22 protein-coding genes are annotated in these 24,349 nt (G+C 70.7%); 10 read left to right on the forward strand and 12 right to left on the reverse strand.

The window, feature by feature from the left end; genetic code table 11:
• Positions 1 to 93: 93 nt before the first annotated feature.
• Genes ACQG07_RS16905 through ACQG07_RS16920 form a run of 4 tightly spaced genes read right to left on the reverse strand, consistent with a single transcriptional unit; the run spans position 94 to position 5,243 of the window.
• Positions 94 to 1,566 (reverse strand): GntP family permease, encoded by a 1,473-nt coding sequence (locus tag ACQG07_RS16905; RefSeq protein WP_079704457.1) that lies wholly within the window; start codon positions 1,564 to 1,566, stop codon positions 94 to 96.
• 52 nt (positions 1,567 to 1,618) lie between these two features.
• Positions 1,619 to 3,259: an N-acyl-D-amino-acid deacylase family protein gene (locus tag ACQG07_RS16910; RefSeq protein ID WP_426738906.1), complete on the reverse strand. Its 1,641-nt coding sequence runs from the start codon at positions 3,257 to 3,259 to the stop codon at positions 1,619 to 1,621.
• Positions 3,256 to 3,915 (reverse strand): bifunctional 4-hydroxy-2-oxoglutarate aldolase/2-dehydro-3-deoxy-phosphogluconate aldolase, encoded by a 660-nt coding sequence (locus tag ACQG07_RS16915; protein ID WP_274498958.1) that lies wholly within the window; start codon positions 3,913 to 3,915, stop codon positions 3,256 to 3,258. Before ACQG07_RS16915 ends, ACQG07_RS16910 begins: the two co-directional genes overlap by 4 nt.
• A 23-nt stretch (positions 3,916 to 3,938) precedes the next feature.
• Positions 3,939 to 5,243, reverse strand: a complete 1,305-nt coding sequence (locus ACQG07_RS16920) for an amino acid deaminase (protein WP_426738907.1) — start codon at positions 5,241 to 5,243, stop codon at positions 3,939 to 3,941.
• A gap of 158 nt (positions 5,244 to 5,401) precedes the next feature.
• Between ACQG07_RS16920 and ACQG07_RS16925 the strand changes: the two genes are divergently transcribed.
• The 4 genes from ACQG07_RS16925 (at position 5,402) to ACQG07_RS16940 (ending at position 8,880) form a co-directional block, all read left to right on the forward strand.
• Positions 5,402 to 6,451 carry a sugar kinase gene (locus ACQG07_RS16925; protein WP_426738908.1) on the forward strand — a complete coding sequence of 350 codons (1,050 nt, stop codon included), beginning with the start codon at positions 5,402 to 5,404 and terminating at the stop codon, positions 6,449 to 6,451.
• Positions 6,448 to 7,221, forward strand: a complete 774-nt coding sequence (locus tag ACQG07_RS16930) for an IclR family transcriptional regulator (protein WP_159876741.1) — start codon at positions 6,448 to 6,450, stop codon at positions 7,219 to 7,221. The genes ACQG07_RS16925 and ACQG07_RS16930 overlap by 4 nt, the downstream gene beginning before the upstream one ends.
• 125 nt (positions 7,222 to 7,346) lie before the next feature.
• Positions 7,347 to 7,751 (forward strand): RidA family protein, encoded by a 405-nt coding sequence (locus ACQG07_RS16935; protein ID WP_426738909.1) that lies wholly within the window; start codon positions 7,347 to 7,349, stop codon positions 7,749 to 7,751.
• 238 nt (positions 7,752 to 7,989) lie between these two features.
• The gene (locus tag ACQG07_RS16940) at positions 7,990 to 8,880 is read left to right on the forward strand and encodes an EamA family transporter (protein WP_426738910.1); all 891 of its coding nucleotides are present in this window, start codon (positions 7,990 to 7,992) and stop codon (positions 8,878 to 8,880) included.
• 116 nt (positions 8,881 to 8,996) lie between these two features.
• On the opposite strand, the gene manD is transcribed toward ACQG07_RS16940, so the two are convergent.
• From manD to uxaC, 3 genes are all read right to left on the reverse strand, one after another.
• A complete protein-coding gene (gene manD / locus ACQG07_RS16945; protein ID WP_124767937.1) occupies positions 8,997 to 10,235 on the reverse strand; it encodes a D-mannonate dehydratase ManD in 1,239 nt (412 codons plus the stop codon).
• An 80-nt stretch (positions 10,236 to 10,315) separates the two neighbouring features.
• Positions 10,316 to 11,776, reverse strand: coding sequence for a mannitol dehydrogenase family protein (locus tag ACQG07_RS16950; protein ID WP_426738911.1), 1,461 nt, complete (start codon positions 11,774 to 11,776; stop codon positions 10,316 to 10,318).
• Positions 11,777 to 11,781: 5 nt separating this feature from the next.
• Entirely contained in the window at positions 11,782 to 13,200 is a 1,419-nt protein-coding gene (gene uxaC / locus ACQG07_RS16955; protein ID WP_426738912.1) for a glucuronate isomerase, read from the reverse strand.
• Between the two features lie 184 nt (positions 13,201 to 13,384).
• Between uxaC and ACQG07_RS16960 the strand changes: the two genes are divergently transcribed.
• The 5 genes from ACQG07_RS16960 (at position 13,385) to ACQG07_RS16980 (ending at position 18,110) form a co-directional block, all read left to right on the forward strand.
• Positions 13,385 to 14,197, forward strand: a complete 813-nt coding sequence (locus ACQG07_RS16960; protein ID WP_426738913.1) for a sugar phosphate isomerase/epimerase family protein — start codon at positions 13,385 to 13,387, stop codon at positions 14,195 to 14,197.
• Between the two features lie 52 nt (positions 14,198 to 14,249).
• Positions 14,250 to 15,347, forward strand: a complete 1,098-nt coding sequence (locus ACQG07_RS16965) for a Gfo/Idh/MocA family protein (protein WP_426738914.1) — start codon at positions 14,250 to 14,252, stop codon at positions 15,345 to 15,347.
• The gene (locus ACQG07_RS16970; RefSeq protein ID WP_426738915.1) at positions 15,344 to 16,228 is read left to right on the forward strand and encodes a sugar phosphate isomerase/epimerase family protein; all 885 of its coding nucleotides are present in this window, start codon (positions 15,344 to 15,346) and stop codon (positions 16,226 to 16,228) included. Before ACQG07_RS16965 ends, ACQG07_RS16970 begins: the two co-directional genes overlap by 4 nt.
• Positions 16,229 to 16,314: 86 nt before the next feature.
• Positions 16,315 to 17,385 carry a LacI family DNA-binding transcriptional regulator gene (locus ACQG07_RS16975; protein WP_274498947.1) on the forward strand — a complete coding sequence of 357 codons (1,071 nt, stop codon included), beginning with the start codon at positions 16,315 to 16,317 and terminating at the stop codon, positions 17,383 to 17,385.
• A 104-nt stretch (positions 17,386 to 17,489) separates the two neighbouring features.
• On the forward strand, positions 17,490 to 18,110 hold the full coding sequence (locus tag ACQG07_RS16980) for a GrpB family protein (RefSeq protein WP_426738916.1): 621 nt from the start codon (positions 17,490 to 17,492) through the stop codon (positions 18,108 to 18,110).
• Here ACQG07_RS16980 and ACQG07_RS16985 read toward each other — a convergent pair.
• The 3 genes from ACQG07_RS16985 to ACQG07_RS16995 form a co-directional block, all read right to left on the reverse strand.
• A complete protein-coding gene (locus ACQG07_RS16985) occupies positions 18,035 to 18,412 on the reverse strand; it encodes a RidA family protein (RefSeq protein ID WP_426738917.1) in 378 nt (125 codons plus the stop codon). The genes ACQG07_RS16980 and ACQG07_RS16985 overlap by 76 nt on opposite strands.
• Before the next feature lie 4 nt (positions 18,413 to 18,416).
• Positions 18,417 to 19,406 (reverse strand): helix-turn-helix transcriptional regulator, encoded by a 990-nt coding sequence (locus tag ACQG07_RS16990; RefSeq protein ID WP_426738918.1) that lies wholly within the window; start codon positions 19,404 to 19,406, stop codon positions 18,417 to 18,419.
• Positions 19,407 to 19,501: 95 nt separating this feature from the next.
• Positions 19,502 to 21,001, reverse strand: coding sequence for a glycoside hydrolase family 36 protein (locus ACQG07_RS16995; protein WP_426738919.1), 1,500 nt, complete (start codon positions 20,999 to 21,001; stop codon positions 19,502 to 19,504).
• A 207-nt stretch (positions 21,002 to 21,208) separates the two neighbouring features.
• Here ACQG07_RS16995 and ACQG07_RS17000 point away from each other — a divergent pair, with 207 nt between their 5' ends.
• Positions 21,209 to 22,357 carry an ROK family protein gene (locus ACQG07_RS17000; protein ID WP_426738921.1) on the forward strand — a complete coding sequence of 383 codons (1,149 nt, stop codon included), beginning with the start codon at positions 21,209 to 21,211 and terminating at the stop codon, positions 22,355 to 22,357.
• Between the two features lie 28 nt (positions 22,358 to 22,385).
• Here ACQG07_RS17000 and ACQG07_RS17005 read toward each other — a convergent pair whose 3' ends face one another.
• Positions 22,386 to 23,438 (reverse strand): Gfo/Idh/MocA family protein, encoded by a 1,053-nt coding sequence (locus tag ACQG07_RS17005; RefSeq protein WP_426738922.1) that lies wholly within the window; start codon positions 23,436 to 23,438, stop codon positions 22,386 to 22,388.
• Complete coding sequence (locus tag ACQG07_RS17010; protein WP_426738923.1) at positions 23,435 to 24,316, reverse strand: sugar phosphate isomerase/epimerase family protein; 882 nt, start codon at positions 24,314 to 24,316, stop codon at positions 23,435 to 23,437. Before ACQG07_RS17010 ends, ACQG07_RS17005 begins: the two co-directional genes overlap by 4 nt.
• Between the last annotated feature and the right edge of the window lie 33 nt (positions 24,317 to 24,349).

The following is a 24,349-nucleotide window of genomic DNA, read 5'->3' on the forward strand; positions in this document are numbered from 1 at the left end:
TTCTCAGGAGTCCTCCGGCGCGCCGGCTTCGCCAGGCACAGACACGCCCGGACACTCCTGAGAAAGGCACTGGACCGACGGTCACGACTCGGACTAGACGAACAGCCAGATGAGGGCGACCATCCCGAAGCCGACGACCGAGAGGATCGTCTCGAGCACGGTCCAGGTCGCGAGCGTCTGCTTCACCGACATGTTGAAGTACTTCGCGATGATCCAGAACCCACCGTCGTTGACGTGCGAGAGCGTGATCGAACCCGCTGCGATCGCGATGCCGATGAGCGCCAGCTGCGGCTGCGAGTAGTCACCCGCGAGTACGACCGGCTGGAGGATCCCCGCCGTGATGACGATCGCCGCGGTCGCCGAGCCCTGCGCGATGCGGAGGCCGGAGCTGATGAGGTACGCCGACACGATGATCGGCAGGCCGAGCGAACCGAGCACCTCGGCCAACGCCGCGCCCACACCCGTCGCTGAGATGACCGCGCCGAAGAACGCACCCGCACCGACGACGAGCAGGATCATGCCGATCGGCCGGAGCGACTGACCGGAGAGCTCGCCCAGCTCGGCGAGCGTCATGCCGCGCCGCACCCCGAGCACGTAGTACGCGAGGCAGACGGCGATCGTGAGCGCGACCGCGGGGTTGCCGATGAGCGTCAACGCTTCGAGGACCGGGCCGTTCGGGAGGGCGAGCGCACCGAAGGTTGCGGCGAGGATGAGCAGGATCGGCGTGATGATGATGAGACCGACGCTCCAGAGCGAGACGTCCTTGCGCTCGGGGGCGTCGTCCTCGGGCTCCAGCACGTACTCCTCGGGAACCGAGACCATGACGCGCTTCCCGATCCAGAGCGGCCAGGCGATGCCCGACGCGATGAAGGCGGGGATGCCGCAGAGGAAGCCCATGAGGATGAGCCAGCCGAGCCCGACCTCGAAGGTGCCGGCGAGCGCCGTCGGTCCCGGGTGCGGCGGTAGGAACGCGTGCGTCATCGAGAGGCCGGCGAGCATCGGGAGCGCGTAGAGCACGAGCGACTTTCCGCCGCGACGCGCGGTGATGTAGACGAGGGGCGCGAGGACGAAGATGCCGACGTCGAAGAACACGGGGATACCGAAGATGAGACCGGTGAGCCCCATCGCGATCGGAGCGCCGCGTTCCCCGAAGCGACCGAGGAGCTTTCGGATGAGGACGTCCGCACCGCCGGAGCGCTCGAGGATCGCGCCGAGCACGGTGCCGAGACCGATGATGATCGTGATGTGCCCGAGGATCCCGCCGAAGCCGGTTTCGAGGAGCGACGCCCCCGGCTTGATCTGCTCGTCGTCGAAGGGGTCCGGCACGGCCACGCCGACGATCTGGTAGATGCTCGTCCCGGTCGCGAGCGCCAGGCCGATGCCGACGATGAAGAGCGAGATGAACGGTTCGAGCTTCACCCGGATGATGAGGAACAGCAGCACCGCGATGGCGACCGCACACAGGATGAGCAGGCCGGGGGTGGTCTGCTGCAGCCATCCGATGGGATCGCTCGGGGCTGGTGTGGCGGCGGCTACGACGCTGCGCGCGAGGGCGGTGATGGGCATGGGAAGACCTTCTGTGTCTGTGGGCGCGGGGCGGGGAGGGACGAGGGAGTGGTCAGGCCGGGCTGCGCCGGATCGAGCGACCGGGGACGGCGTCGGTGCGTCGACCGTCGGCGACGACGGCGGCACCGTTCACGAACACCCACGGGATGCCGGCGGCCTGCTGCCGGGGCTCGGCGAACGTCGCGCGGTCGGCGATGGTCGCGGGGTCGAACAGGACGAGGTCGGCGACGGCTCCGACGCGGAGCACGCCGCGGTCGCTGAGACCGAGACGCGCGGCCGGACGCGAGGTGAGGTGGGCGACGGCGTCTTCCAGCCCGAGCACACCCTCCTCGCGGACGTAGTGGCCGAGGTAGCGCGGGAAGGTGCCCCAGGCACGCGGGTGTGGCTTTGCGCCGACGAGGATCCCGTCGCTTCCGCCGGTGTGGGCCGGGTGCACCATCATCGTGCGCACGTTGGCCTCGTCGCCGACGTGCTGGAGGATGCCGGTCGCGAGCCGGTCGGCTTCGAGCAGCGCGAAGAACAGGGCCGTCGGGTCGCCCGACCACGCGTGTCCCGCATCCTCGGCGGCGATGTCGGCGACGGTCCGCCCGACGAAGCCGGCGAGCTCGGGGTTCGCGACGCCGGAGATCTCGATCGTGGCCCAGTCGGTGACGACACCGTGACAGCCGTCCGTGCCGAGCACCTCGAGCTCGTATCGGATCCGCGCACGGACGTCGTCGTCACCCAGGCGCTCGATCGTCGCGTCCGGCCCGCCGACCGCCGCCCAGCTCGGCAGCAACGCCGACAGGGTCGTCGAACCTGGCAGATAGGGATAGGTGTCGAGCGTGATGTCGACCCCGTCGGCGATGGCGGCATCGATGATGGCCACGAGTTCGGCGGCCCGGCCGGCGTTGACGCCGAAGTTCATCGTCGCGTGCGTGAGGTGCAGCGCGCACCCGGAACGACGACTGATGTCGATCATCTCCGCGTACGCCTCGAGTGCACCCTTGCCGTACGAACGTTGGTGCGGGGCGTAGAAGCCGCCGTGCTCCGCGACGGTGCGGCACAGCGCGACGAGCTCCTCGGTGTCGGCGAACATGCCGGGCACGTAGGTGAGGCCGGAGGACATGCCGACGGCCCCCTCCCGCAGACCCGCCGCGACGAGCTCCTGCATGCGAGCGATCTCGTCAGCGGTCGCAGCCCGGTTCTCGGTGCCGACCACGAGCATCCGGACGGAGCCCTGCGGCACGAGGTAGGCGACGTTCAGCGCGGCTCCGCGGTCGACCCGGTCGAGGTACTCGCCGACGGTCCGCCACGCGAAGTCGACGTCGTCGGGTTGCCCGTTCCAGCCGGCGATCTGCTGCCGGACGATGGCCATCGTCCGGTCGTCCGTCGGGGCGTAGGAGAGCCCGTCCTGTCCGAGGACCTCGGTGGTGACGCCCTGCGAGACCTTGGCGAGGTGCTCGTGGTCGCGAAGGACGGCGAGGTCGGAGTGGGCGTGCATGTCGATGAAGCCGGGCGACGCGACCAGACCGTCGGCGTCGATGATCAGGGCGTCGCCGGGCGCGTCGGCCTCGGCGGACGCCCCGATCGCGATGATGTGGCCCCGGTCGATGAGCAGCGACCCGTGCACGCTCGGTCCGCCGGTGCCGTCGACGATGCGAGCGCCGCGGATGACCACCGCGCGCGCATCGTCCGTCGGTCGCGACGTCACGACAGGAGGGCCGCCGTGGTGAAGGCGGTCGCGCGCTCGGTGACCCCGGCCCAGTCGGCCGCGGCGACGTCGGCCGCACCGACCACGCTCGACCCCGCGGTCACGGCGGCTGCGCCGGCCTGGATGTACTCCCGGGCGTTGCCGGCGTGCAGTCCGCCCGAGGGCACGAGCCGGAGACCCGGGAACGGGCCCTTGAGGTCCTTGAGGAAGCCGGGCCCCATGGCGGCGGCCGGGAAGATCTTCACCGCGTGGGAACCGAGCGACGCGGCGCGCATGACCTCGCTCGGCGTCATCGCACCGAGCAGGAACGGGATGCCGGCGGCGGTGGCGACCTCGGCCACCTCCTCGCTCAGACCGGGCGTGACCAGGAACTGCGCACCGCTGTCGACGGCGCGCTGCGCGGTGTCGCGGTCCACGACCGTCCCCGCGCCGATCACGGCCCCGTGGTCGCCGATCGCGTCGGCCGCGGCGCGGATGAGCGCTTCGACGCCCGGCGTGGTGAAGGTGAACTCCACACTGCGGATCCCGCCCGCGGCGAGCGCCCGGCAGAGTTCGACCGGGTCGGGGATGACGGGCACGCGGACGACGGCGATGGCACGGTCGGCGTACAGGGCGTCGAGGGCGTGCGGCGTGGAGGGAGGGGTCTCGAGCGTCATGCGGGGCTCCTGTTCGGTTCGGCTCAGCCGAAGGTGGTGGTGACGGCGTCGACGGCGCTCGGTTCGGCGAGACGGACGTCGTCGATGACCACGAGGGCACGCCACTTGTCGAAGGTGGTGCACGGGTGGGAGAGGCCCAGGCGGATGACGTCGCCGACCTCGACGTCGCTGCCGGGCGGCAGGGAGACGAAGGTGTGCTGGTCGTTCATGGCGGTGGTCGTCGCGCCCGGGAGCGGTTCGACTGTGGCGGACCCGGCGCGACGGACGCCCTGCACCTCGGGGAGCCCCTCGTCGAACGGGAAGTCGCGCTTCCCGCCGTCGACGAGCGCGAGGCCGGGCTCGGGGCGGGAGACGATCGTCGCCCAGCCGTGGATCGCGGAGCGGAAGTCGCCGGTGCCCTCGTGGCGGCCGAGCGGGGTGATGCCGCGGTAGAAGCCGTCGTCGTGGGTGACGTATGCGCCGGAGCGCAGCAGCACGTCGACGGCGCGTCCGTGAGCACCGTCGAGGTCGCGCAGTCCGGCGAGGACCTCGGCGACCACGTCGAAGTAGGCGCTGCCCCCGGCGGTCACGATGAGCGTCCGGACACGTTCGTCGTACCGGCCGCCTGCGAGGAGCGCGTCATGGAGAGTGGCGAGCGACTCCAGGTAGTCGCGGACGATCTGCAGCGAACCGTCGTCGCCATGGTGCGCGAGGGCCCCCTCGTAGCCGCTGACGCCGGCGAGCGCGAGCTCGGGCGAGGCGACGACGGCCTCGGCGATCTCGAGCGCGGTGGCCTGGTCCCGGGCTCCGGTGCGGCCGCCCGGCGCACCGAGTTCCACGAGCACGTGGAGGGGGCGACGGGGTGGCTGCTCGGCGAGCACGCGCGACATGATCTGCACGGCTCGGACGGAGTCGGCCCACACGACGATCTCGGCGTCGCCGCTGTCGAGGGCCCGCCCGACCGCGCGCAGGTGTTCGGGCTGCACGAGGGCGTTGGCCAGCATCACGCGGGGGATCGACCAGTCGAGCGCGACGGAGAGCTGCCACGGGGTCGCGACGGTGATGCCCCAGGCACCCGCGTCGAGCTGACGCTGCCACAGGGCTCGGTTCATCGTCGTCTTGCCGTGCGGTGCGAGGCCCACCCCAGCGTGGTCGCACCACTGCCGCATGGTCTCGACGTTGTCGGTGACCGCCGAGCGGTCGAGCGTGACGAGCGGCGTCGTGAAGTCGGCGAGCGCCGGCCGACCGGCGAGGAACGTGGCGGCGTCGGTCCCGACGGACGCCGGCGGGAAGCCCTTGAGGCTGCCGTCGAGCACGCCCAGCGCGCCGGCATCGAAGTCGTCCGTCATCGTCTCCTCGTTTCGCGATCGAGCGCTGCACCCGCCGACGTCGTGAGCGCCTAGCGTTGCGCATCTTGCAACGTACATTGCATCCGGCGCTACGTCTGTTCTAGCATTGCGTCCACAGGCCGTCAACCGGACCCGGCCGAGACGTGAGGGGAACCGTGATGACGACGTCACCGTCCACCGTGAGCACGATCGGCGAAGCGATGGTCGTCCTCCTGCCCGAGAACCAGCTCCCGGTCGCCGAAGCCCGCGAATACCGGACGGGCGTCGGGGGCGCCGAGTTCAACGTCGCCTCGAGCCTCGCGCGCCTGGGCGTCCCCACCCACTGGATCTCGCGCCTCGGCGACGACGGGTTCGGCGACTACATCCTCGAGACGGCCCGGCACGACGGCGTCCTCACCGACGCCGTCGAACGTGACGACCACCGGCCCACCGGCCTCTACGTCAAGGAGACGGTCGTCAGCGCCGACGGCGACCGTCGGCCGCGGATGCACTACTACCGCAGCGAGTCCGCCGCATCGCAGCTCGGCGCCGACACCCTGCGACACGAGGCGACCCGGGCGGCCATCACCGCCTCCGCCATCGTGCACACCTCCGGCATCACCCCGGCGCTCTCCGACTCGACGGCGCTGCTCGTCGGCGAGCTGGGCGACGCGCTCCCTCGCGACACCGTCCTGAGCGTCGACCTCAACTTCCGGCCGCGCCTCTGGGAGCGTCGCTCGACCGCCCCGCTGCACCGCCTGCTCGACCAGGCGTCCGTCCTGTTCCTCGGCGTCGACGAAGCGGAGCTGTTCTTCGGCCACTCGGACGCCGCCCGCCTCTTCGCCGAGCTGCCGACCCTGCAGCGCATCGTGCTCAAGGACGAGGAGAACGCAGCGACCACCCTCCACCGTGACTCCGAGGCGGGCATCGAGGTGCGGTCGTTGTCGGTCGACGTCGTCGAGACCGTCGGTGCGGGCGACGCGTTCGCAGCCGGCTACCTCGCCGGGCTGGCCTCGGGTCGCTCCGACACCGCCTGCACGCGGCTCGGCCACGCGGTCGCGGCGTCGACGCTCATCTGCCACGGCGACCGCCCCGAGCTCGTGCCCGACGCGCAGGGCGTGGACACCATCGTCGAGGCGTCCGATGAGGAATGGGCTTCGTGGCGGATCACCGCGGACCACCCGCTGCCGTGGACCACGGTCGGCGCGCACGGGATGATCGACGCATGAGTCAATCGCTGTCCCGGGCCCTCGACCTCCTCCGCGAGATCGTCTCGGGCACCAACTCCCTCGACGCGCTCGCGGCGACGGCCGGTGTGCACAAGACCACGGTGTTGCGCCTGCTCAACACGCTCGAGGAGCACGGCTTCGTCACGCGCGACGCGTCGTTCCGGTACCACCTCGGGCGGGCGATGTTCGAGCTGACCCAGACCGCGCTCGACGAGCAGGACGTCCGCGGCGTCGCCGCTCCGCACATCCGGGCGCTCGGGGCGGCCACGGGCCAGACGGTGCACCTCGCCGCCTACGAGAGCGGTTCCGTCTTCTACATCGACAAGGTCGAGTCCCGTCAGCCCCTCCGCATGTACTCGCGTGTCGGCCTGCCCGCCTCCCTGTACGCGACCGGGGTCGCGAAGGTCCTCCTCGGTGGACTCGACGAGGCGGAGCGTCGACGCGTCGTCACCGGCATCGTCTTCGAGCGGTACACCGACAAGACCATCACCGACGCCGACGCCCTGCTCGCCGAGATCGAGCGTTCGACCGAACGCGGATGGGCCGAGGACCACGAGGAGCACGAGAGCTTCATGAACTGCGTGGCCGCGCCGGTCTTCGGGCCCGACGGCCGGGTCACCGCGGCGGTGTCGATCTCGGTCCCGACGATGGTGCTCCCCCACAGCGGCGTCCGCGCCCTCCTGCCGCAGCTCCTCGCCACCACGACCGCGATCTCCGCCGAACTCGGCTACGCACCGCCGGCGCCCGCTGAGGCCCCCGCCACCGCCTGACCTCCCGTCCATTACGTCCCTGAGCCCCCACCAACCCCGGTCCCTGACCACCTAGCCCGGCCCCTGAGCCCCACCATCCGGTCCCTGAGCTTGTCGAAGGGCCACCAACCGAAGGACACACCCCCATGACCGAACGCACCGCCATCTCCACCACCGACGCCCCGGCTCCCGCGCACACCTTCTCCCAGGGTGTCCGCAAGGGCAACTTCGTCCAGGTCTCCGGCCAGGGCCCCGTCGACCCCGTGACGAACGAGTACCTGTTCCCGGGCGACGTCGCCGCGCAGACCACCCGCACGCTGCAGAACGTCGAGGCGATCCTCGCGGCCGGCGGCGCGACCTTCGACGACGTCATGATGCTGCGCGTCTACCTCACCAAGCGCGAGGACTTCGCGATCATGAACGACGCCTACGGCGAGTTCGTCGGCTCGCGCGTGCAGGGTGGCGTGCTGCCGTCCCGGACCACGGTCTTCACCGGCCTGCCGCGCGAGGAGATGCTCGTCGAGATCGACGCCATCGCGATCGTCGACTGACGCAGGCCGTTCGCCCGTTTCTGGGCGACCGAGCGTTCGTTCGCCCATCTTCGGGCGAACGAACACGCCTCGTCGGAGGCTGGTAGCGTGGTGCTCGATAGCGCCTAGGGTTCCGGAGCGACAGCTCGACTGGTCCGAGCGGCGCCACGGTCGGCGGCCAGCCGACGACCGTCATCTGACAGGACAAAAGCCCGGAGGACCCTGATCGTCGCGCCCGCGAGGATCGGAAGGGTCTCACGTGTCTCTGCTCGCCGTCACCATCGTCCTCGCCGCCGCGGTCTGCCATGCGGCGTGGAACATCGTCGCCCACGGCGTCAGCCGGATCGGCATGCCCTTCCTCTGGTGGGGAGCGGTGGCGAGCACCGTGTTGTGGGCGGTCGTCGTCCCGTTCACGGGCGGACTCGGTACGGACGACCTCGCCGGCTTCGCCATCGGCGTCGTGGTCTCCGCCGTGCTGCACTACGTCTACATGCTCGTGCTGCAACGCGGCTACGCCAGCGGGCGCCTCTCCACCGTCTACGCCACGGCACGCGGCACCGGCCCGACGATCAGCGTGATCATCGCCGTCCTCCTCCTCGGCGAGCGCCCGTCGCTGCTCGCGCTCCTCGGCGTCGCGGCGATCGTCGTCGGCGTCGTCGCGATCGGATTCGTCGATCGCGGCAGCGACCCGGCACCGGTCGCCGTCGAGGTGCGCGCCACCCGACGACGTATCGACCCCGCGGTCGCCTTCGGGCTCCTCACCGGGGTCGCGATCGCCGCCTACACGATCTGGGACGCGCACGCCGTCCGCACGTGGGGTGCCTCCCCGGTGGCGTTCATGGTCGGCTGCACCGCGGTCGAGGTCGTCCTCTTCTCCGGGTCACTCGGGCGCCGCGCACGCGAGCTGCCGGCGGTCCTGCGCGCGCACTGGCCGCGCATCCTCGCCTTCGGGGTGCTCTCGCCGATGTCGTACATCCTCGTGCTGGTCGCCATCACCATGGCACCGGTCGCGCTCGTCGCGCCGATGCGCGAGGTGAGCGTCATCCTCGTCAGCCTGTTCGGCGCGCTCGTGCTCCGCGAGGGCCGACCGGTGCGCCGGATCGCCGCGGCGACCGTCGTCGTGATCGGCGTCGCCCTCCTCGCGGGCTGACCCTGTTTCGAGGCATTCGTGAGCGCGCCCCCTGTGACGTGAGCGCGGGCCTCCGGAGGGGCGCACTCACGCCGCAGGGGCAAGGTCGGGTCAGCGCGCCGCGCTGGCCGCAGGGATCACCAGTCGTGGACCGTGCCGTCGGCGAGACGGTTGTAGGGCAGATAGGCGCGCTGGTACGGGTACTTGCCCGCCTCGTCGACGTCCAAGTCGACACCGAGGCCGGGCGCATCCCCGGGGTGGAGCATGCCGTTCTCCCAGGTGTACGACTGCTGGAACACCGCGTCAGTCTTGGCGCCGTGCTTCATGTACTCCTGGATGCCGAAGTTGTGGATCGACAAGCCCAGGTGCATCGCGGCGGCCATCCCCACCGGCGAGATGTCCGTCGGCCCGTGCATGCCCGACTTGATCTGATACTGCGAGGCGTAGTCGAGCACCTTCTTCAGATGCGTGATTCCGCCGGTGTGCGTGACCGCGCTGCGGACGTAGTCGATGAGCTGCTCGCGGATGATCTGCTGGTAGTCCCACACCGTGTTGAAGATCTCCCCGATCGCCAGCGGCGTCGTGGTGTGCTGCCGCACGAGACGCAACGCCTCCGGGTTCTCCGCCGGCGTGCAGTCCTCCAACCAGAACAGGTCGTAGGGTTCGAGGCTCTTGCCGAGCTTCGCGGCCTGGATCGGCGTCATCCGGTGGTGCCCGTCGTGCAGCAACGGCAGTTCCGGCCCGAACTCGTTCCGCACCGCCTCGAACACCGTCGGCAGGTGACGCAGGTACGACCGCGTGTCCCAGTCCTCCTCGTTCGGCAGGCCACCGCGCTGCGCCGGCTCGTGGTCGTAGCGGACGCCGGTGTTGCCCTCGAACGTCGCGTTCGAGGCGATCCCGTAGATCGACTTCAGCCCCGGCACCGCCGTCTGGATGCGGATGGCCTTGTAGCCCTGCGCCTGGTGCTCGCGCACGCTGTCGAACAGCTCCTCGTTCGTCTTCCCCGACGCGTGCCCGTAGGCGAGCAGCCCCGTCCGGGACGCCCCGCCCAGCAGCTGGTACACCGGCATGCCCGCGGCCTTGCCCTTGATGTCCCACAGCGCCATGTCGACCGCCGCGATCGCGGCCATCGTCACGGGACCCCGCCGCCAGTACGCCGAGCGGTACAGGAACTGCCAGGTGTCCTCGATCCGCGACGCATCGCGCCCGAGCAGCAGCGGCACCACGTGCTCGGTCAGATACGCCACCACCGCGAGCTCGCGCCCGTTCAGCGTCGCGTCGCCAAGGCCCGTGAGGCCGTCGTCGGTCGTGAGCTTCAACGTCACGAAGTTCCGGTCGGGACTCGTGACGATGACCTCGGCCTTGTCGATGTTCATGGGTACTACTCCTTCGTGCGTTGCGGCCGATGTGGCCGGGGTGGTTCCGACGGACTGCCGGTCGGCTGCAGCGGCGGGTGTCAGGGGTTCCGTGGGCGTCCGGTCAGCTCGTCGACCAGGTGCTCCAGCTCGGTGACGAGCGTGGAACCGTCATCCGGCTCCGAGTCGAGGAGGCGGGGATCGATCAGGCGCACGAGCGCCGCGGTCCGCTCCCGGCTGTGGAACCGGAGTGCCTCGGCGACCGCGGCACCGCTCGCATCGCCCGGGCGGTCGTCGCCCTGGACGGCCGCCACCCACGCGGCGATCACGCGCAGGGACCCGGTCCCCGGCCGACCGGCGGCCCGTTCCGCGAGGAGGGTCGACACGATCCGCACCCGCAGCTTGGTGACCCCTTCGAGGGCGATCTGCTGCAACCGGTGCTCGATGCGCGCGTTGTCGAAGCGCTCCAGGAGTGCGGTGCGATACGCCGTCAGCCCGAGGTCGGTCGGCAGGTGACGCTCCGTCTCGTCCCAGTACTCCTCGACCCAGGCCCGGCACTGCTCGTCACCGACCGCCTCGGCGACCGTCACATGACCGCGCAGCGGGCCCGCATAGGCGAGGAGGCTGTGGGCGCCGTTCAGCAGCCGCAGTTTGCGCTGCTCGTAGGGCTCGAGGTCGTCGACGAACCGGGCACCCGCGGACTCCCACGCCGGCCGCCCGGCGGGGAAGTCGCCGCTCAGCACCCAGTCGGTGAAGGGCTCGGTGACGACGGGAGCGGCGTCGGCGAATCCGGTGAGCGTCGCGGCCGTCGCTTCGTCGGCAGCCGTGGGACGCGGTGTGATGCGGTCGACCGAGGACGAGACGAACGAGACCTCGTCGGCGATCCACCGAGCGGTCTCCGGGCGGACCCGGTCGGCGAGGGCGAGCATCGCACGACGGACGAGCGCACCGCCGTCGGCGATGTTGTCGCACGGCACGATCGCGATCGGACCGGCCCCGGCGCGACGACGGGCTTCGAGGCCGAGGAGCAGTCTGCCGAGCGTCGTCGTCGGTCGGGCATCGCGGAGTTCCGCCCCGCCGTCCAAGGCGTCCGACAGCAGCGTGACGTCCCGCTCGACCGCCGGATCCGACGCGTCCGGCTTGCCCTCGGCATCGAGCCGGTACCCGGACTCGGTGACGGTGAGGGTGACGATGGCGGTGGTCTCAGCGGCGAGGAGGTCATGGAGCCGTGCGACGTCGGCGCCGTCCCGCGCCTCGACGATCGAACCGACGATCGTGGCCGAGTCGCCGTTCGCCGAGCGCTCGACGACCGTGTAGAGGCAGTCCTGGGCGTCCAGGTCGACTGCGGCCTGCGGGCTCCGGCCGGTGAAGGCGGCGATGCCCCACTCGTGATCGGGGTCGACGAGCTGGGTGTACCAGGCCTGGTGGGCACGGTGGAAGGCGCCGAGTCCGAGGTGGACGATCCGGACCGGTGCCGATGGGAACTCGGGCAGCCGCGCGCGGGACAGACGCTGGACCGCCTGCTCCCCCGGCGCTCCGGCAGCGCTGTCCACGTTCGTCACGGTGCTCACAGCTTGAACACCCGTCGCGGCTGCTCGACGACGAGGTCGAGGATGATGCGTTCGGCCGTCGCCTCGTCGATGCGCCCCTCCTGCACGAGTCGCGCGAGGAAGGAGGCGTCGAGGCGCCGGGACATGTCGTGTCGGGCGGGGATCGAGAGGAACGCCCGCGTGTCGTCGATGAACCCCGATCCGCGTGAGAACCCTGCCGTCTCCGTCACGGCGGACCGGAAGCGCAGGACGGCGTCGGGCGCGTCGAGGAACCACCACGGCGCGCCGATGAAGACACTCGGGTAGAACCCGGCGAGCGGCGCGATCTCCCGCGAGTAGCTCGTCTCGTCGACGCTGAAGAGGACGAGGTGGAACCCCGGAGCCGTGCCGAAGCGCTCCAGCAGCGGACGCAGGGGGCGGACGTAGTCGGTGCGGACCGGGACGTCGTGCCCGGTGTCCGGTCCGAAGCGGGCGAATGTCGGCGCGTGGTGGTTGCGGTGGACGCCGGGGTGCACCGTCATGACGAGGCCGTCCTCGACGCTCATCCGGGCGCTCTCGAACAGCATGTGCGCGGCGAACCGCTCGAGATCGGCCTCATCGGCGGTTCCCGACAGCGCGCGGGCGAACAGTGCTGCGGCGTCCGCCTCGTCGAGTTCGAGCGTGAGTGGTTGCGGGACACCGTGGTCGGCCGACACCGCGCCGTGCTCGATGAAGTGCCGACGGCGCCCGGCGAGCGCTTCGAGATAGCCACGGTAGCTGCCCTCCGGCGTCCCGTTCCAGGCGGCGAGCGAAGCGACTCGCTCCACCCACCCGGCCTTCGACGGATCGAGGTACGCGTCAGGCCGGAAGGTCGGCAGGACGCGCCCGCCGAAGGTGGGGTCCGCTGCGAGGGCGGCATGCGCGGCGAGGTCGTCCATCGGGTCGTCGGTGGTCGCGAGCACCTCGATGCGGAAGCGGTCGAACAGCGCACGCGGACGGAACGCCGACGCTTGGAGCGCCTCGTGGATCGTGCCGAAGAGCCGGTCGGCGTTCGCTCCGTCCGGCTGCTCCGTGACGCCGAACTGCTCACCGAGGATCGAGCTCAGCCAGTACCCGGAGGCGGTGCCGGCGTACAGGTGCCAGTGCTCGCAGAACCGTCGCCAGGCGTCCCGCGGCGCGGCGACGGCACCACCCTCCGCGAGGTCGGGCACACCGACGTCCGCGAGGGAGAACCCGGCGGCGTGCAGCAGGCGGGTGACGTAGTGGTCGTGCCGGAGGAACAGCTCGGTCGCGTTCGCGAACGGGGTGTCCTCGACGAGGATCGCCGGATCCACGTGCCCGTGCGGCGAGATGATCGGCAGGGCCTCGACCGAGCGGTAGAGCGCCCTGGCGACGTCGCGCGTCCCGGGGTCGGCGGGGAGGAGGCGGTCTGGATCGTTCTGCAGCGTCGTCGGCACGCCTCCATTGAAACGGTGAGGCCTCCGTCTGTCAACCGATTGCCACACCCTGCTGGCAATCGCTTGCCGGAACGCCGACCGTCTGCGAGACTGATCCCGCTTCCGACCGGAACCGTCGTGGTCCAGGACCACTGGAACGCGTCAGCGACGCGAGGAGCAGACCCGGCTATCACAGGAGATTGCAGTGGCAAGCAGCGTTCGTATCGACATCGCGACCGCCCAGCGGCACCCGCTCGCGGGGTACGGCGTGATCGTCCCCTCCGAACGCATCCCCGGTGCGTTCGCGTCCGGAGCCGACTACGCGGAACCGACCATCGTCGGCAACCTCGTCGTCGCCGACGGAGCCGGGTGGACGCGCCACCCCGACTACGACGTGAGCGTCCGACGCGGCTCGTTCGCGATCCTGTTCCCCGGCGACCTGTCGCTCGCCGACCCCGGCTTCCCGACGCAACGCGTCACCGCGTACCTCGACGCCGTCATGCCGATCATCGGTTCGGTCTCGGAGCCCGGCGCGAAGATCGTGTTCGGGAGCGGTACGGCGCGCACCATCCCCACCGGGGTGGACGTCGCGGCCGCCCGCGCGAGGTTCGCAGAGGTCGTCGTCGAGACGCGCGACGCGGCGGAGCGGAACGGACTGCAGATCGTCCTCGAGCCGCTGAACCGTGACGAGACGAACCTGCTCAACTCGCTCGAGGAGACGGTCGCCTTCCTCGACGAGTTCGGGATCGACCGTGTGCCCGTCGTCGCCGACCTCTTCCACATCATGCTGGAGGAGGAGCCGTTCGCCGTCGTCCAGGCCCTCGGCGCCCGCATCGGACACGCCCACATCGCCGATGCCGGACGACGGCCGCCCGGTCAGGGCGACTGGCCACTCACCGAATTCATCACGGCCCTCCGAGACGGCGGCTACGACGGCCCCATCACCGTCGAGTGCCTCTTCGAGGACTTCGAACCGGAGCTCGAGGCCGCCCTCGCGCACCTCCGTCAGCTCGCCTGAGCCGGCACGGACACCGACGCACCCCACGCACAGAACTGGAGCGAACCCCCGCATGTCCCGACCGCACCGCATCGCCATCGCCGGCGCCGGCATCATCTCGAAGCAGCACGGCATCGTCATCGACCAGTTGCGCGACGAGCTGGAACTCGTCGCCGTCGCCGACCCGGAGCTCGCGAAGGCGGAGGCCCTCGTCGCCGAGCGCGGCGGACGGGCGTTCACGACCCTCACGGAGGCGCTGGCGCAGACCGACCCCGACATCGTCGTCGTCTGCACGCCCACCGGTCTGCACGCCAACCTCGCCATCGAGGCGCTCGAGGCCGGCAAGCACGTCATCATCGAGAAGCCGGCCGACGTCACCGTCTCGCGGACGGACGACATCATCGCCGCCCAGGAGCGCGCCGGTACCGTCGTGACCGTCATCTCCCAGCACCGCTTCGACCCGTCGACGGAGATCGTCCTCGCCGCTGCCGAACGCGGAGACCTCGGGCGCATCACCTCGGGCATCGCATCGGTCGACTGGTGGCGCGGGCAGAGCTACTACGACTCCGGCGACTGGCGCGGCACGTGGGCGCTCGACGGCGGCGGAGCGCTCATGAACCAGGGCGTGCACACGGTCGACCTGCTGGTCGCCCTCCTCGGACGCCCCGTCGAAGTCTTCGGGTACACGGCGCTCCTCGCCCACGAGCGCATCGAGACCGAGGACGTCGCGGTCGGTGTCGTCCGCTTCGCATCCGGCGCGCTGGGCGTCATCCACGGCTCGACGGCCGTCTACCCGGGCCTCGTCGCGCGGCTGCAGGTCCACGGTGACCGCGGCTCCGCGGTCATCGAGAACGACCAGCTGACGTACTTCCACTCCACCCCCGCGGGGATGGAGCGCGCCGAGGCCTTCTTCGGCTCGCAGGGCAAGGACACGAACCAGGCGGCGCAGTTCGCCGACGAGACGCAGGCGGGCTCGAGCGTCGCCGGACAGATGTCGGACGCGCACCTGCACCAGTACCGGAACGTCCTCGCCGCGATCCGCGGGGAGGAGCCGCTCCGCGTGACGCTGGCCGAGAACCGCCAGGCGATCTCGATCATCACCGGTCTCTACGAATCCGCACGCACGGGCCAACCGGTCCGTCTCGACGCCGTTGCGGCGGTGGCCCGATGAGCGCGCAGCGGACGAACCGGGTGGCGGCGAACCCCATCCCGTACTGGAGTGCGCGCGGCAAGACCCGCGAGGTGTTCGAGGAGGCCTTCGCCGACTTCCAGCGCATCGGGTTCACCGCGGTGAAGGCCGACATCCCCGAGGGCATGACCGCCGATGAGTACCGCACGTGGATCGGCGGCTACGGCCTCGCACCGTCGCTCAGCCTGTTCAGCAGCCCGTTCGACGAGACGGTCGTCCTGGCCGAGGTCCTCGAGGCGGCGAAGGCGTTCGGGGCGGCGCAGGCCTCCCTGGGGCTCGACCGCACGATGATCTCCTCGATGGCGGTCCCGGCGCGCATGGCGACCCCGGCGATCGGCGCCGACTTCTCCCAGGAGCGCCTCGACCTGGCCATCGAGAACGCCGGCCGCACCTGCGAGGTCCTGCTCGCCGAGGGGATCCGCCCCCTGCACCATTCGCACGTCGGTGGTGTCTTCGAGACCGAGCACGAGATCCGCAGTCTGCTCGACACCCTCGGACCGGATCTCATCGGGTTCGGGCCCGACACCGGACACCTCCGCTGGGCGGGAGCGGACCCGGTCGCGATGATCACCGACTACCGCGACCGCGTCGGCGGCATCCACATCAAGGACGTGTACGCCGATCACCTCGACGGCGCAGCGGACGGCGCACTGAGCTACCACGAGACGTCCCAGACGAAGCGGCTGTGGGCGGAACCCGGGCTCGGTGTGCTCGACTTCGACGCGATCGTCGCGGCGATGCCCGCGGACTACGACGGGGATTTCATGATCGAGGTCGACTTCCCGAGCGTCGAGAGCGTCTACGAGTCGCACCGCCTGTCGTACGAATGGGCCAGCCACGCACTCGATGTCGCGACCCGCTGACCAGGCCGGCCTGAACCCGCACGCCGAGGCCGCGGCAGTACGATGGCTCAGGTCGCCGAGGGCGGCGATCGAGAGGAGCGGGCCCCATGAGCACCTCTGACGCATCCGCGGAGACGGTCGCTCCCGAGCCCGGAACGCCCGAACCCACGGCAGGGGCCGCGAAGACGAAACGTGCAGCGACGATCTACGACATCGCACAGCTCGCCGGCGTCAACCCGTCGACCGTTTCGCGGGCGCTGAGCCGCCCTGGCCGCATCAACGAGAAGACGGCGCAGAAGATCCACGACGCCGCCAAGCAGCTCAACTACGTCGCGAACCCCGCCGCCCGAGCGCTCCCCACCGGGCGCACCGGCACACTCGGCCTCATCGTCGCCGACATCACGAACCCGATGTTCTTCGACGTCGTCCGCGGCGCGGAGCGTGAGGCCGCCGAGCGCAACTACACGCTCGTGCTCGCGGAGTTCAAGGAGTCGGCGGAGATGGAGCTGCTGACCGCCCGGCGGCTCATGCCGTCGGTCGACGGTCTCATCCTCGCGACCTCGAGGCTTCTGCCCGACGACGTGCGCGCGCTGGGCCAGGAGAAGCCCGTCGTCGTGATCAACCGTCAGGTCGACGACGTCGACAGCATCGTCGCCGACATCGACCCGGGCCTCACCGCGGCGATCGACCACCTCGCCGAGCTCGGGCACCGGAGGCTCGCGTTCGTCTCCGGCCCCGGTCGGTCCTGGATGTCGCGGCATCGGTGGAGCCGGACACGGGAACTGTGCGCCGAACGCGGCATCGAGACGGTGCGGGTTCCGTCGACACAGCCCGACATGGCCGCAGGCAGGGCGGCAGCCACGGCGGTGCTCGAGACGGGTGCCACCGCGGTCCTCGCGTACAACGACCTCCTGGCCATCGGCATCATGCTGGAGCTGCGCTCACGTGGTGTCGAGATGCCCACCCAGCTGAGCCTCATCGGCTTCGACGACATCTTCGGTTCGGACTTCACGACACCGGCACTCACCTCGATCCGCAGCCCGCACATCGCCTCCGGCTCCTACGCCGTGCAGACCCTCTTCGCGCACCTCGGGGGCACCGCCGTCCCGACCATCACCGACCTCGCGACCACGCTCATCATGCGCGAATCGACCGCCCCGCCGCCGACCACGGACTGAGTGGGGGCGTCACCCAGCCCTTCGACAGGCTCAGGGACCGGGGTGGGCTCAGGGACCGGGACGGTCCCTCGCCCGGGGACCGACCGCGGGGTACGCTCGATCCGATGATCGAGCTGAGCCCGCACCGGACGGCGTGGGCGACGGCGTTCCGACACGAGGCGGCGCGACTCTCGGACGTCCTCGACGGACGTGTCGACGCGATCGAGCACATCGGGAGCACCGCCGTCCCTGGTCTCGTCGCCAAGCCGATCATCGACCTCGCCGCGAGAGCGATGGCAGGCGTCGACCCGTTCGCCCTCGGACCGCTCCTGGCCGGGCTCGGGTACGAGCCGAACGCCGCGGGACCGAAGACGCATGCCGTGTACGTCCGCTCAGAGCGAGCCCGTCGCACGCACATCCTCCACGTGTTCGGCCCAGACGCGTGGGAGCACTGCAACCAGCGGCTGTTCCGAGACAAGCTACTGCACGACGCATCCGCTCGGCGCCGGTATCAGGAGCTCAAGCTGGAGCTCGCCAGGACCGACGACGGCCGCGCCTACACGGCGGCGAAACTCCCGCTCATCGAAGCGCTGCTGAACGAGGAACGCACCGCGCGGGGCCTGCCGCCGACCGAGGCCTGGGACAAGTATGGCCGCCCCTCGCGTGGTCCTCAGGCGACGAGCTCGATCTCGACGCGCGCGCCGAGCGGCAGCCCGACGACCGCGACCGTGGTGCGCGCAGGGTAGGGCGCCGAGAAGACCGTCTCGTAGACGCGGTTCATCGCGGCGAAATCGGCCATGTCGACGAGGTACACGTTCACCTTCACGACATCGCCGAAGCCTCGACCGGCGGCCGTCAGCACCGACTCGAGGTTGGCGAACACCCGCTCGGTCTGTGCCGCGACGTCGCCCTCGACGAGGGCTCCGGTCGAGGGGTCGATGGGCGTCTGCCCCGACAGGTGGAGTGCCCCGCTCGGGCCGGACGCCGCATGCGAGTACGGCCCGACGGGTTCGGGCGCGTGCGGGTCGGTCACGGTGGATCGGGTCATGGCCTCAGCCTAGGGAACGCGGGCGGGTTCCGATGGTGTTCGACGAGGCCAGCGTCGCACTCGGGTACTCGCCGAAGCGTCGCGAGTACCCGGCGGCGAACCGCCCCAGATGACCGAACCCCCACCGACGGGCGACGTCACCGACCGTCGTCCGTCCGGGGTCGGCGTCCCGCAGGTCGTCGCGGACGCGGTCGAGCCGGACCGCGCGGAGGTAGTCGGCCGGTGTCATGTCGAACTCCCGGCGGAACGCCGACTGCAGACTGCGGAGGCTCATGCCGGCCGCCGCTGCGACGTCCTCGGTGCGGATCGGCAGATGAGCGTTCGCGACGAGGTACTCCACCGCGGTCCGCGTCCGAGCGCTGGCGGCGACGGCCACCTCGGTCGGCGGCCGGAGCGCGAGGTGCGGGAACGTCTCGAGCAACGACACCGCGGCCGCTCGCCTGGCCTCCGCGCGCAGGAGCGCCGGGCTGTCGTCGTCGTAGACCACCCCTGCGACGGCCGCGACGGAGGCGTTCCATCGGTGGAGTCCCGCGCCCGACGGGCGGAACGTCGTGTCGAACCGGATCGGACCCACCGACCCCTCGGTCTCCCCCGCGACACCCTCGAGATAGGCGCCGCCGAAGTGCATCATGTTGAGCCGGTAGTCGATGAGGTCGAACTGCGCGGGGCGGTCGTTGGCGAACATCGCCGGCTGCCCGTGCAGGAACTTCATCGGTGAGCCGAGCAGGTCTGAGACGCCTTCGCCACGCGTCATCCAGGAGACCACGTACTCGCCCTGGGTGAACGACGCACCCGTGATCCGTCCCTCGACCTGCGAGGCACGGAGGGAGAGGTCGTCGTCGCCGGTGGACGTGAAGCGGTATCCGAACTCGGCGGCTGTCGGCTCGACCGTCATCCTGCCGATCCGGTAGGCCTCGCGGTAGAGGTCGCGAGCGTCGTCGACGTCGCTTCCCGCGGCCTCGAACCGCTCCGCGGACCCTGGTTTCGCGCTCATCCTGCTCAGAATCCCACGACTGTGGCAAAGCTCCACTTCCGGACGGTCGGCGTTCGTTTATCGGATAACGCCGGATCGTCGCCGAGCGCCAGGCGTCACCCGATGTACGAGGTGTCGGAGCGGGCCTCTCCCGCCACGACGGCAGTCAGGTCGACCTCGCGGCCGTCGAGGCGGAACGTGAACCGCCCCGTCTGTTCGACCATCGGCGTCTCCGTGAGGTACTGGCGGAGTTCGGCGCGTTCGCTCTCGTGCAGCCAGACCACCGGGTCGGAGGTCGACTTGAACTCGAGGATGGCGGCGACGTCCTGGAGCATGCGACGTTCGACGGGGTCGAGGAGGTTCCGAGCGCTGCGGAAGTAGACGGCGTCGGGGTCGACCTCGTAGACGTCCTTCAGCCAGACGCGGTTGACGGAGTCGACGATGGAGTTCCAGGCCCCGACGCCCGACGGATCGCCGACCCGTTCGGCGTTGTCCCAGAACGGACCGACATCCGGCCCCACGCGCGCGCCGTCGAACACCCCGATGGACGGGATCATCGGGACACCGCAGCCGAGCAGGTACACGTCGTCGCCGACGGTCTCCCTGATGAACGAGATCGCGTCCCGGTAGGCGGTTTCGCGGTGGACGTCCTGGTGCCGCCGCCCGGTGACGGCGCCCGCGTACATGAAGTCGAGCTTGAGGTAGCTGAAGCCCCATCCGGTGACGCGCTCGAAGACCTCGCGGAGGTGGTCCTGCACCTCCCGCTGGGTGGTGTCGAGCGAGTAGTAGTGGGAGTTCCAGTTGTAGCCGGTCGCCAGCGGGCGGCCGGCGTCGTCCTGCACGAGGAGGTCGGGGCGCTCCCGCGCGATCGTGGAGTCGGGAAGCGCGATCATCGGGGCGAGCCAGAGCCCCGGGCGGAACCCGGCTTCGGCGATGCGACCGGCGGTCGCCTGCATGCCCGACGGGAAGTCCGGTCCGGCCGTCCAGTCGCCCACGATCGGCTCCCAGCCGTCGTCGAGCTGGAACACGTCGAAGGGGTACCCGGTGAGATCGGCCACGGTGCGGGCGACCAGCTCCTCGTCGATGCCCTCGTAGTAGGAGTACCAACTGCTCCAGACGCGACCGGCGCGCTGCGAGCGCCGCCCGAGCCGTTCGGACAGGATCGCCGCGTAGTCGGCGAAGGCCTGCTGCTCCGGCCCCAACGTGACGAACCACTCGGCTTCGTCGGTCTCGCTCCGCGCCCAGATCGTGTTGCGGTCGGCACCGACCCGGGGGTTGCCGAGCCCGAGGGTCCCGATGAGCAGTACGGTGCCGTCCGGCCCCTCGATGGCTCCGACACCACTGCCGGAGTGAAGGTGCGGGGTCTCGTTGACCGCGTCGTCGGCGGTGAGCAGCCGGTCGGGGCTGTTCTTGATGCCGATGGTCTCGCCGTCCGTGGTGGTCCACCCGCTCGGGCTCCACGAGTTCCAGCCGTGCCGGTAGAAGCCGGTGTCGCCGAAGGGGTGGAGGAGCGCGACCGGACCGGCGGGCACGACGAACCCCGAGCTGGTGGCGGTCGGTTCGCCGGCGAGGTTCGCGGGGATGCGGAGGTCACCGAAGGTGAAGGTGTGCAGCATGGCCGGCTTTCTGTGTGGGTGGGCGCTCTCGGGATCGACGCGGGACTCCCGACTGCTGCCGCGGGGCTGCCGCGGGTAGAGTCGAGGAGGCGGAGTTAATACTGCAACGTGCCGTGAAAAGTCGCAAGAGGGGAATGGCGAATGCCTCGAGAGGCGATGGTGGAGCCGTCCGGCGGATCGATGGGCAGTCGGTCGTTGCTCCGGAGGATGAACTCGCTCGGTGTGCTGCGCGCCCTGCTCCCGCAGCCACTCACCCTGCGGGAGTTGGCGGACGCGTCCGGGCTGTCTCGGACGGCCATCGACGCGATCGTGACGGATCTCGTCGAGATGGGCTGGCTCGAATCCGTCGAACGCGCCTCGGCGTCCCGGGTCGGCAGACCCGCCACCGCTTTCAGCATGCGGGCCGGACTCGGCCACCTCCTGTCGCTCGACATCGGCGCGAACCACATCCACGCCGTCGTGACCGACCTCGCCGGTGCCGTCCTGGGCCAGCGCACGGCTCGCCTCCCAGAGGACACGGGCGCGACCGAGCGCATCACCCTGGCGCTGGCGACCGGCGATGCGGTGCTCAGCACCCTCGACCTCACCCGCGGGTCGGTGTGGATCGTCGCCGTGGGATCCCCGGGCGCGATCGGCCGGGACGGCGAGGTGCTGCACTTCGGCGGGACGGGACTCCCGGACTGGGTCGGACTCAACCTGCGCGGGCGGTTCGAGCAGGAGTTCGACGGAGCCGTCCTGGTGGAGGGCGACGTCGCGCTCGGTGCCCGCGCGGAACTGACCGTCGGCGCGGCACAGGGCCACCGCGACGTCGTCTATCTCCTCTGCGGCGTGCGCACCAGCGCCGCCTCCATCGTCGACGGGAAGGTGCATCGCGGCGTGCACGGTGCGGCAGGGATCGTCGGCGAGATGCCCGAACTCCGGTGGTCCCGCCTGAACGAGCGGTACGGCGAGTCGGTCCTCGGCTCACCACGGCCGTCCCGCGAGGAGATCTTCGATGCGGCTCGCGCCGGTGATCGGATCGCCCTGACGGCGATGGACGAGTTCGCGGACGACCTGGCCACCGGCGCAGCGGCCATGGTCCTCGCGCTCGATCCGGAACTCCTCGTGGTCGGCGGCGGAAGCGCTCCGGGCGCGGACGTCTTCCTGCCGCGCTTCATCCGCACCCTCGGCGAGACCTGCCCGCTGCCACCGGACGTGGTCGTCTCCTCGCTCGGTTCGGAGGCGGTGGCGATGGGTGGCGTCAGCCTGGCGTCCCAGCACCTCGACACCGTCCTGCAGACGGCCGTCCGAGACGTGGAGCGGTTCCCCGACCCGGACGGAGCGCAGCTGCTCGTCAAGCGGACCGCAGCGTCCTGAGCCGTCACAGCCCGCGGCGGGTGGTGGCTCAGCGACCGCCGAGCTGCGCGGCGAGGACCGACGACCGTCGCTCGGGGATCGCCGCGTCGTAGACGTCCTGGATCACGTCGAACGCCTTCCGCGCTTCTGCGGGGTGGAGCCAGAAGGCGCCCGGCTCGTCGAGCCCCGCGTAGAAGTCCTGGATCAGCCGTTCATGGGACACACCCCAGTAGGCACGCGCTCCGCTGGCCGTCACCCGCTCGACGGTGGTCTCGACGCGCCCATCGGCGAAGCGTGCGGTGAGTTCGGCCCCCAAGCTCAGCGTGCCCAACGCGCAGACGACGTCGATCGTCACGGGCAGGTTCGCGACCCCGGCGACCGTCGCGTAGACCGTGCTCGTCGCGCCACCCGCGTGCACGATGCGCAGCTCGGCCGTGTCCTCGACCTCGATCACCTCGGCGAGCGCGCGGGTGGCGATCGACCCCGTCGCCTCGAGCGGGTCGCCGACCAACCACTGCACGAGGTCGATCGTGTGGATCGCCTGGTTCATGAGGAGTCCACCGCCGCCGGTCTCCCAGCGACCGCGCCACGGGCGATCCTCGTAGTAGGCCGCCGTCCGATGCCACGGCACGACCGCCGAGGCGCCGAGCACTGCGCCGAGCTCACCCGAGTCGAGGAGTTCCTTGGCGCGCTCCGCCGGCTGGTTGTAGCGGTTCTGGAAGCACACCGCGATCTTCGCGCGGCTGTGCTCCGCCGCGGCCAGGAGCCGTTCGGCCTCATTGCGCGTGTGGGCGAGGGGCTTCTCGAGGATGACACTGATCCCGCGCTCGAGCGCCCGGATCGCCTGGTCGGCGTGCAGGTGGTGCGGGGTGCAGATGTGGACGACGTCGGGTCGCGCCTCGTCGAACAGTCGATCGAGGTCGGTGAAGCCCGGGACACCCGTCGCAGCCGTCGCCGCATCGAGCCGGCCGGCGTCGACGTCGCACACCGCCACGAGCTGCGCACCGGGCACCGTTCCGATCGCCGCGATGTGGAGGGCGGAGATGTCGCCGCACCCGACCACGGCGACGCGACGGAGGACGGGTGCGGGCCCGCGGCTCATCGCAGTTCGATCCCCAGCTCGTCGGTGAGCCTCCGGAAGGCCCGGGCGGCCACGCCGAACGAGGCGGGACCCGAGAAGCCGCCGAGCGCGTGGGTGTCGGCGAGGTGCGGCTCGAGCGAGGCGAACCCCGCGTAGCCGTCGTCGCGCAACGCCGCGAGCGTTTCACGCAGTTGCCCGTCGCCCTCGCCGGACGGCACGACCTGGCCGCTCTCGGCGACCGCGTCCTTGACCTGCAGGTAGTCGAGGTACGGGCGCAGCATCGCATAGCCGTCGTCGAACGGCGCGACGCCCACCTGGACGAAGTTCGCGTTGTCCCAGGCGAGGCGAAGTGCGGGCGATCCGACGGACTCGACGAGGTCGAGGATGCGCTCCGGGACGTCGCCGTAGATGTCCTTCTCGTTCTCGTGCAGGAGCACGACCCCCTCCCGCTCGGCCAGGTCGGCGAGCAGGCGCATGCGGACCAGGACGTCGTCGCGGGTGGCCTCCACCGGCACGCCCTCACCGCGGAAGAAGGAGAAGATCCGGATGTTGGGGGTCCCGAGGGCATGTGCAGCGGCGATCGCTCGCGCGAGGCGGGCGACCTCCAGCTCGGCGTCGAGGGCCACGTCGACCTTGCCGATCGGCGATCCGATGGCGGACACACCCATGCCCGACTGCCGCAGCTGCGCACCGAGTCGGGCGAGCTGGTCGGCGTCGAGGTCGATGATGTTGACGCCCCACGCGCTCCTGACCTCGATGTGCGATGCACCGAGCGCCTCCAGCACGGCGATCTGCGTTGTCGGGTCGGCGTCGATCTCGTCGCCGAAGCCCGACAGGGTCCAGCTCACCGGGTGTTGTGCATTCACGTGCGCTTCCGCCTTCGCGTTCGTTCTCGTCATCGGGAACCAGACAGTCGGGCTGCCGGTCCTGTC

The organism is Plantibacter sp. 2H11-2 (genome assembly GCF_050031945.1).
Taxonomy (GTDB): Bacteria; Actinomycetota; Actinomycetes; order Actinomycetales; family Microbacteriaceae; genus Plantibacter; species Plantibacter auratus.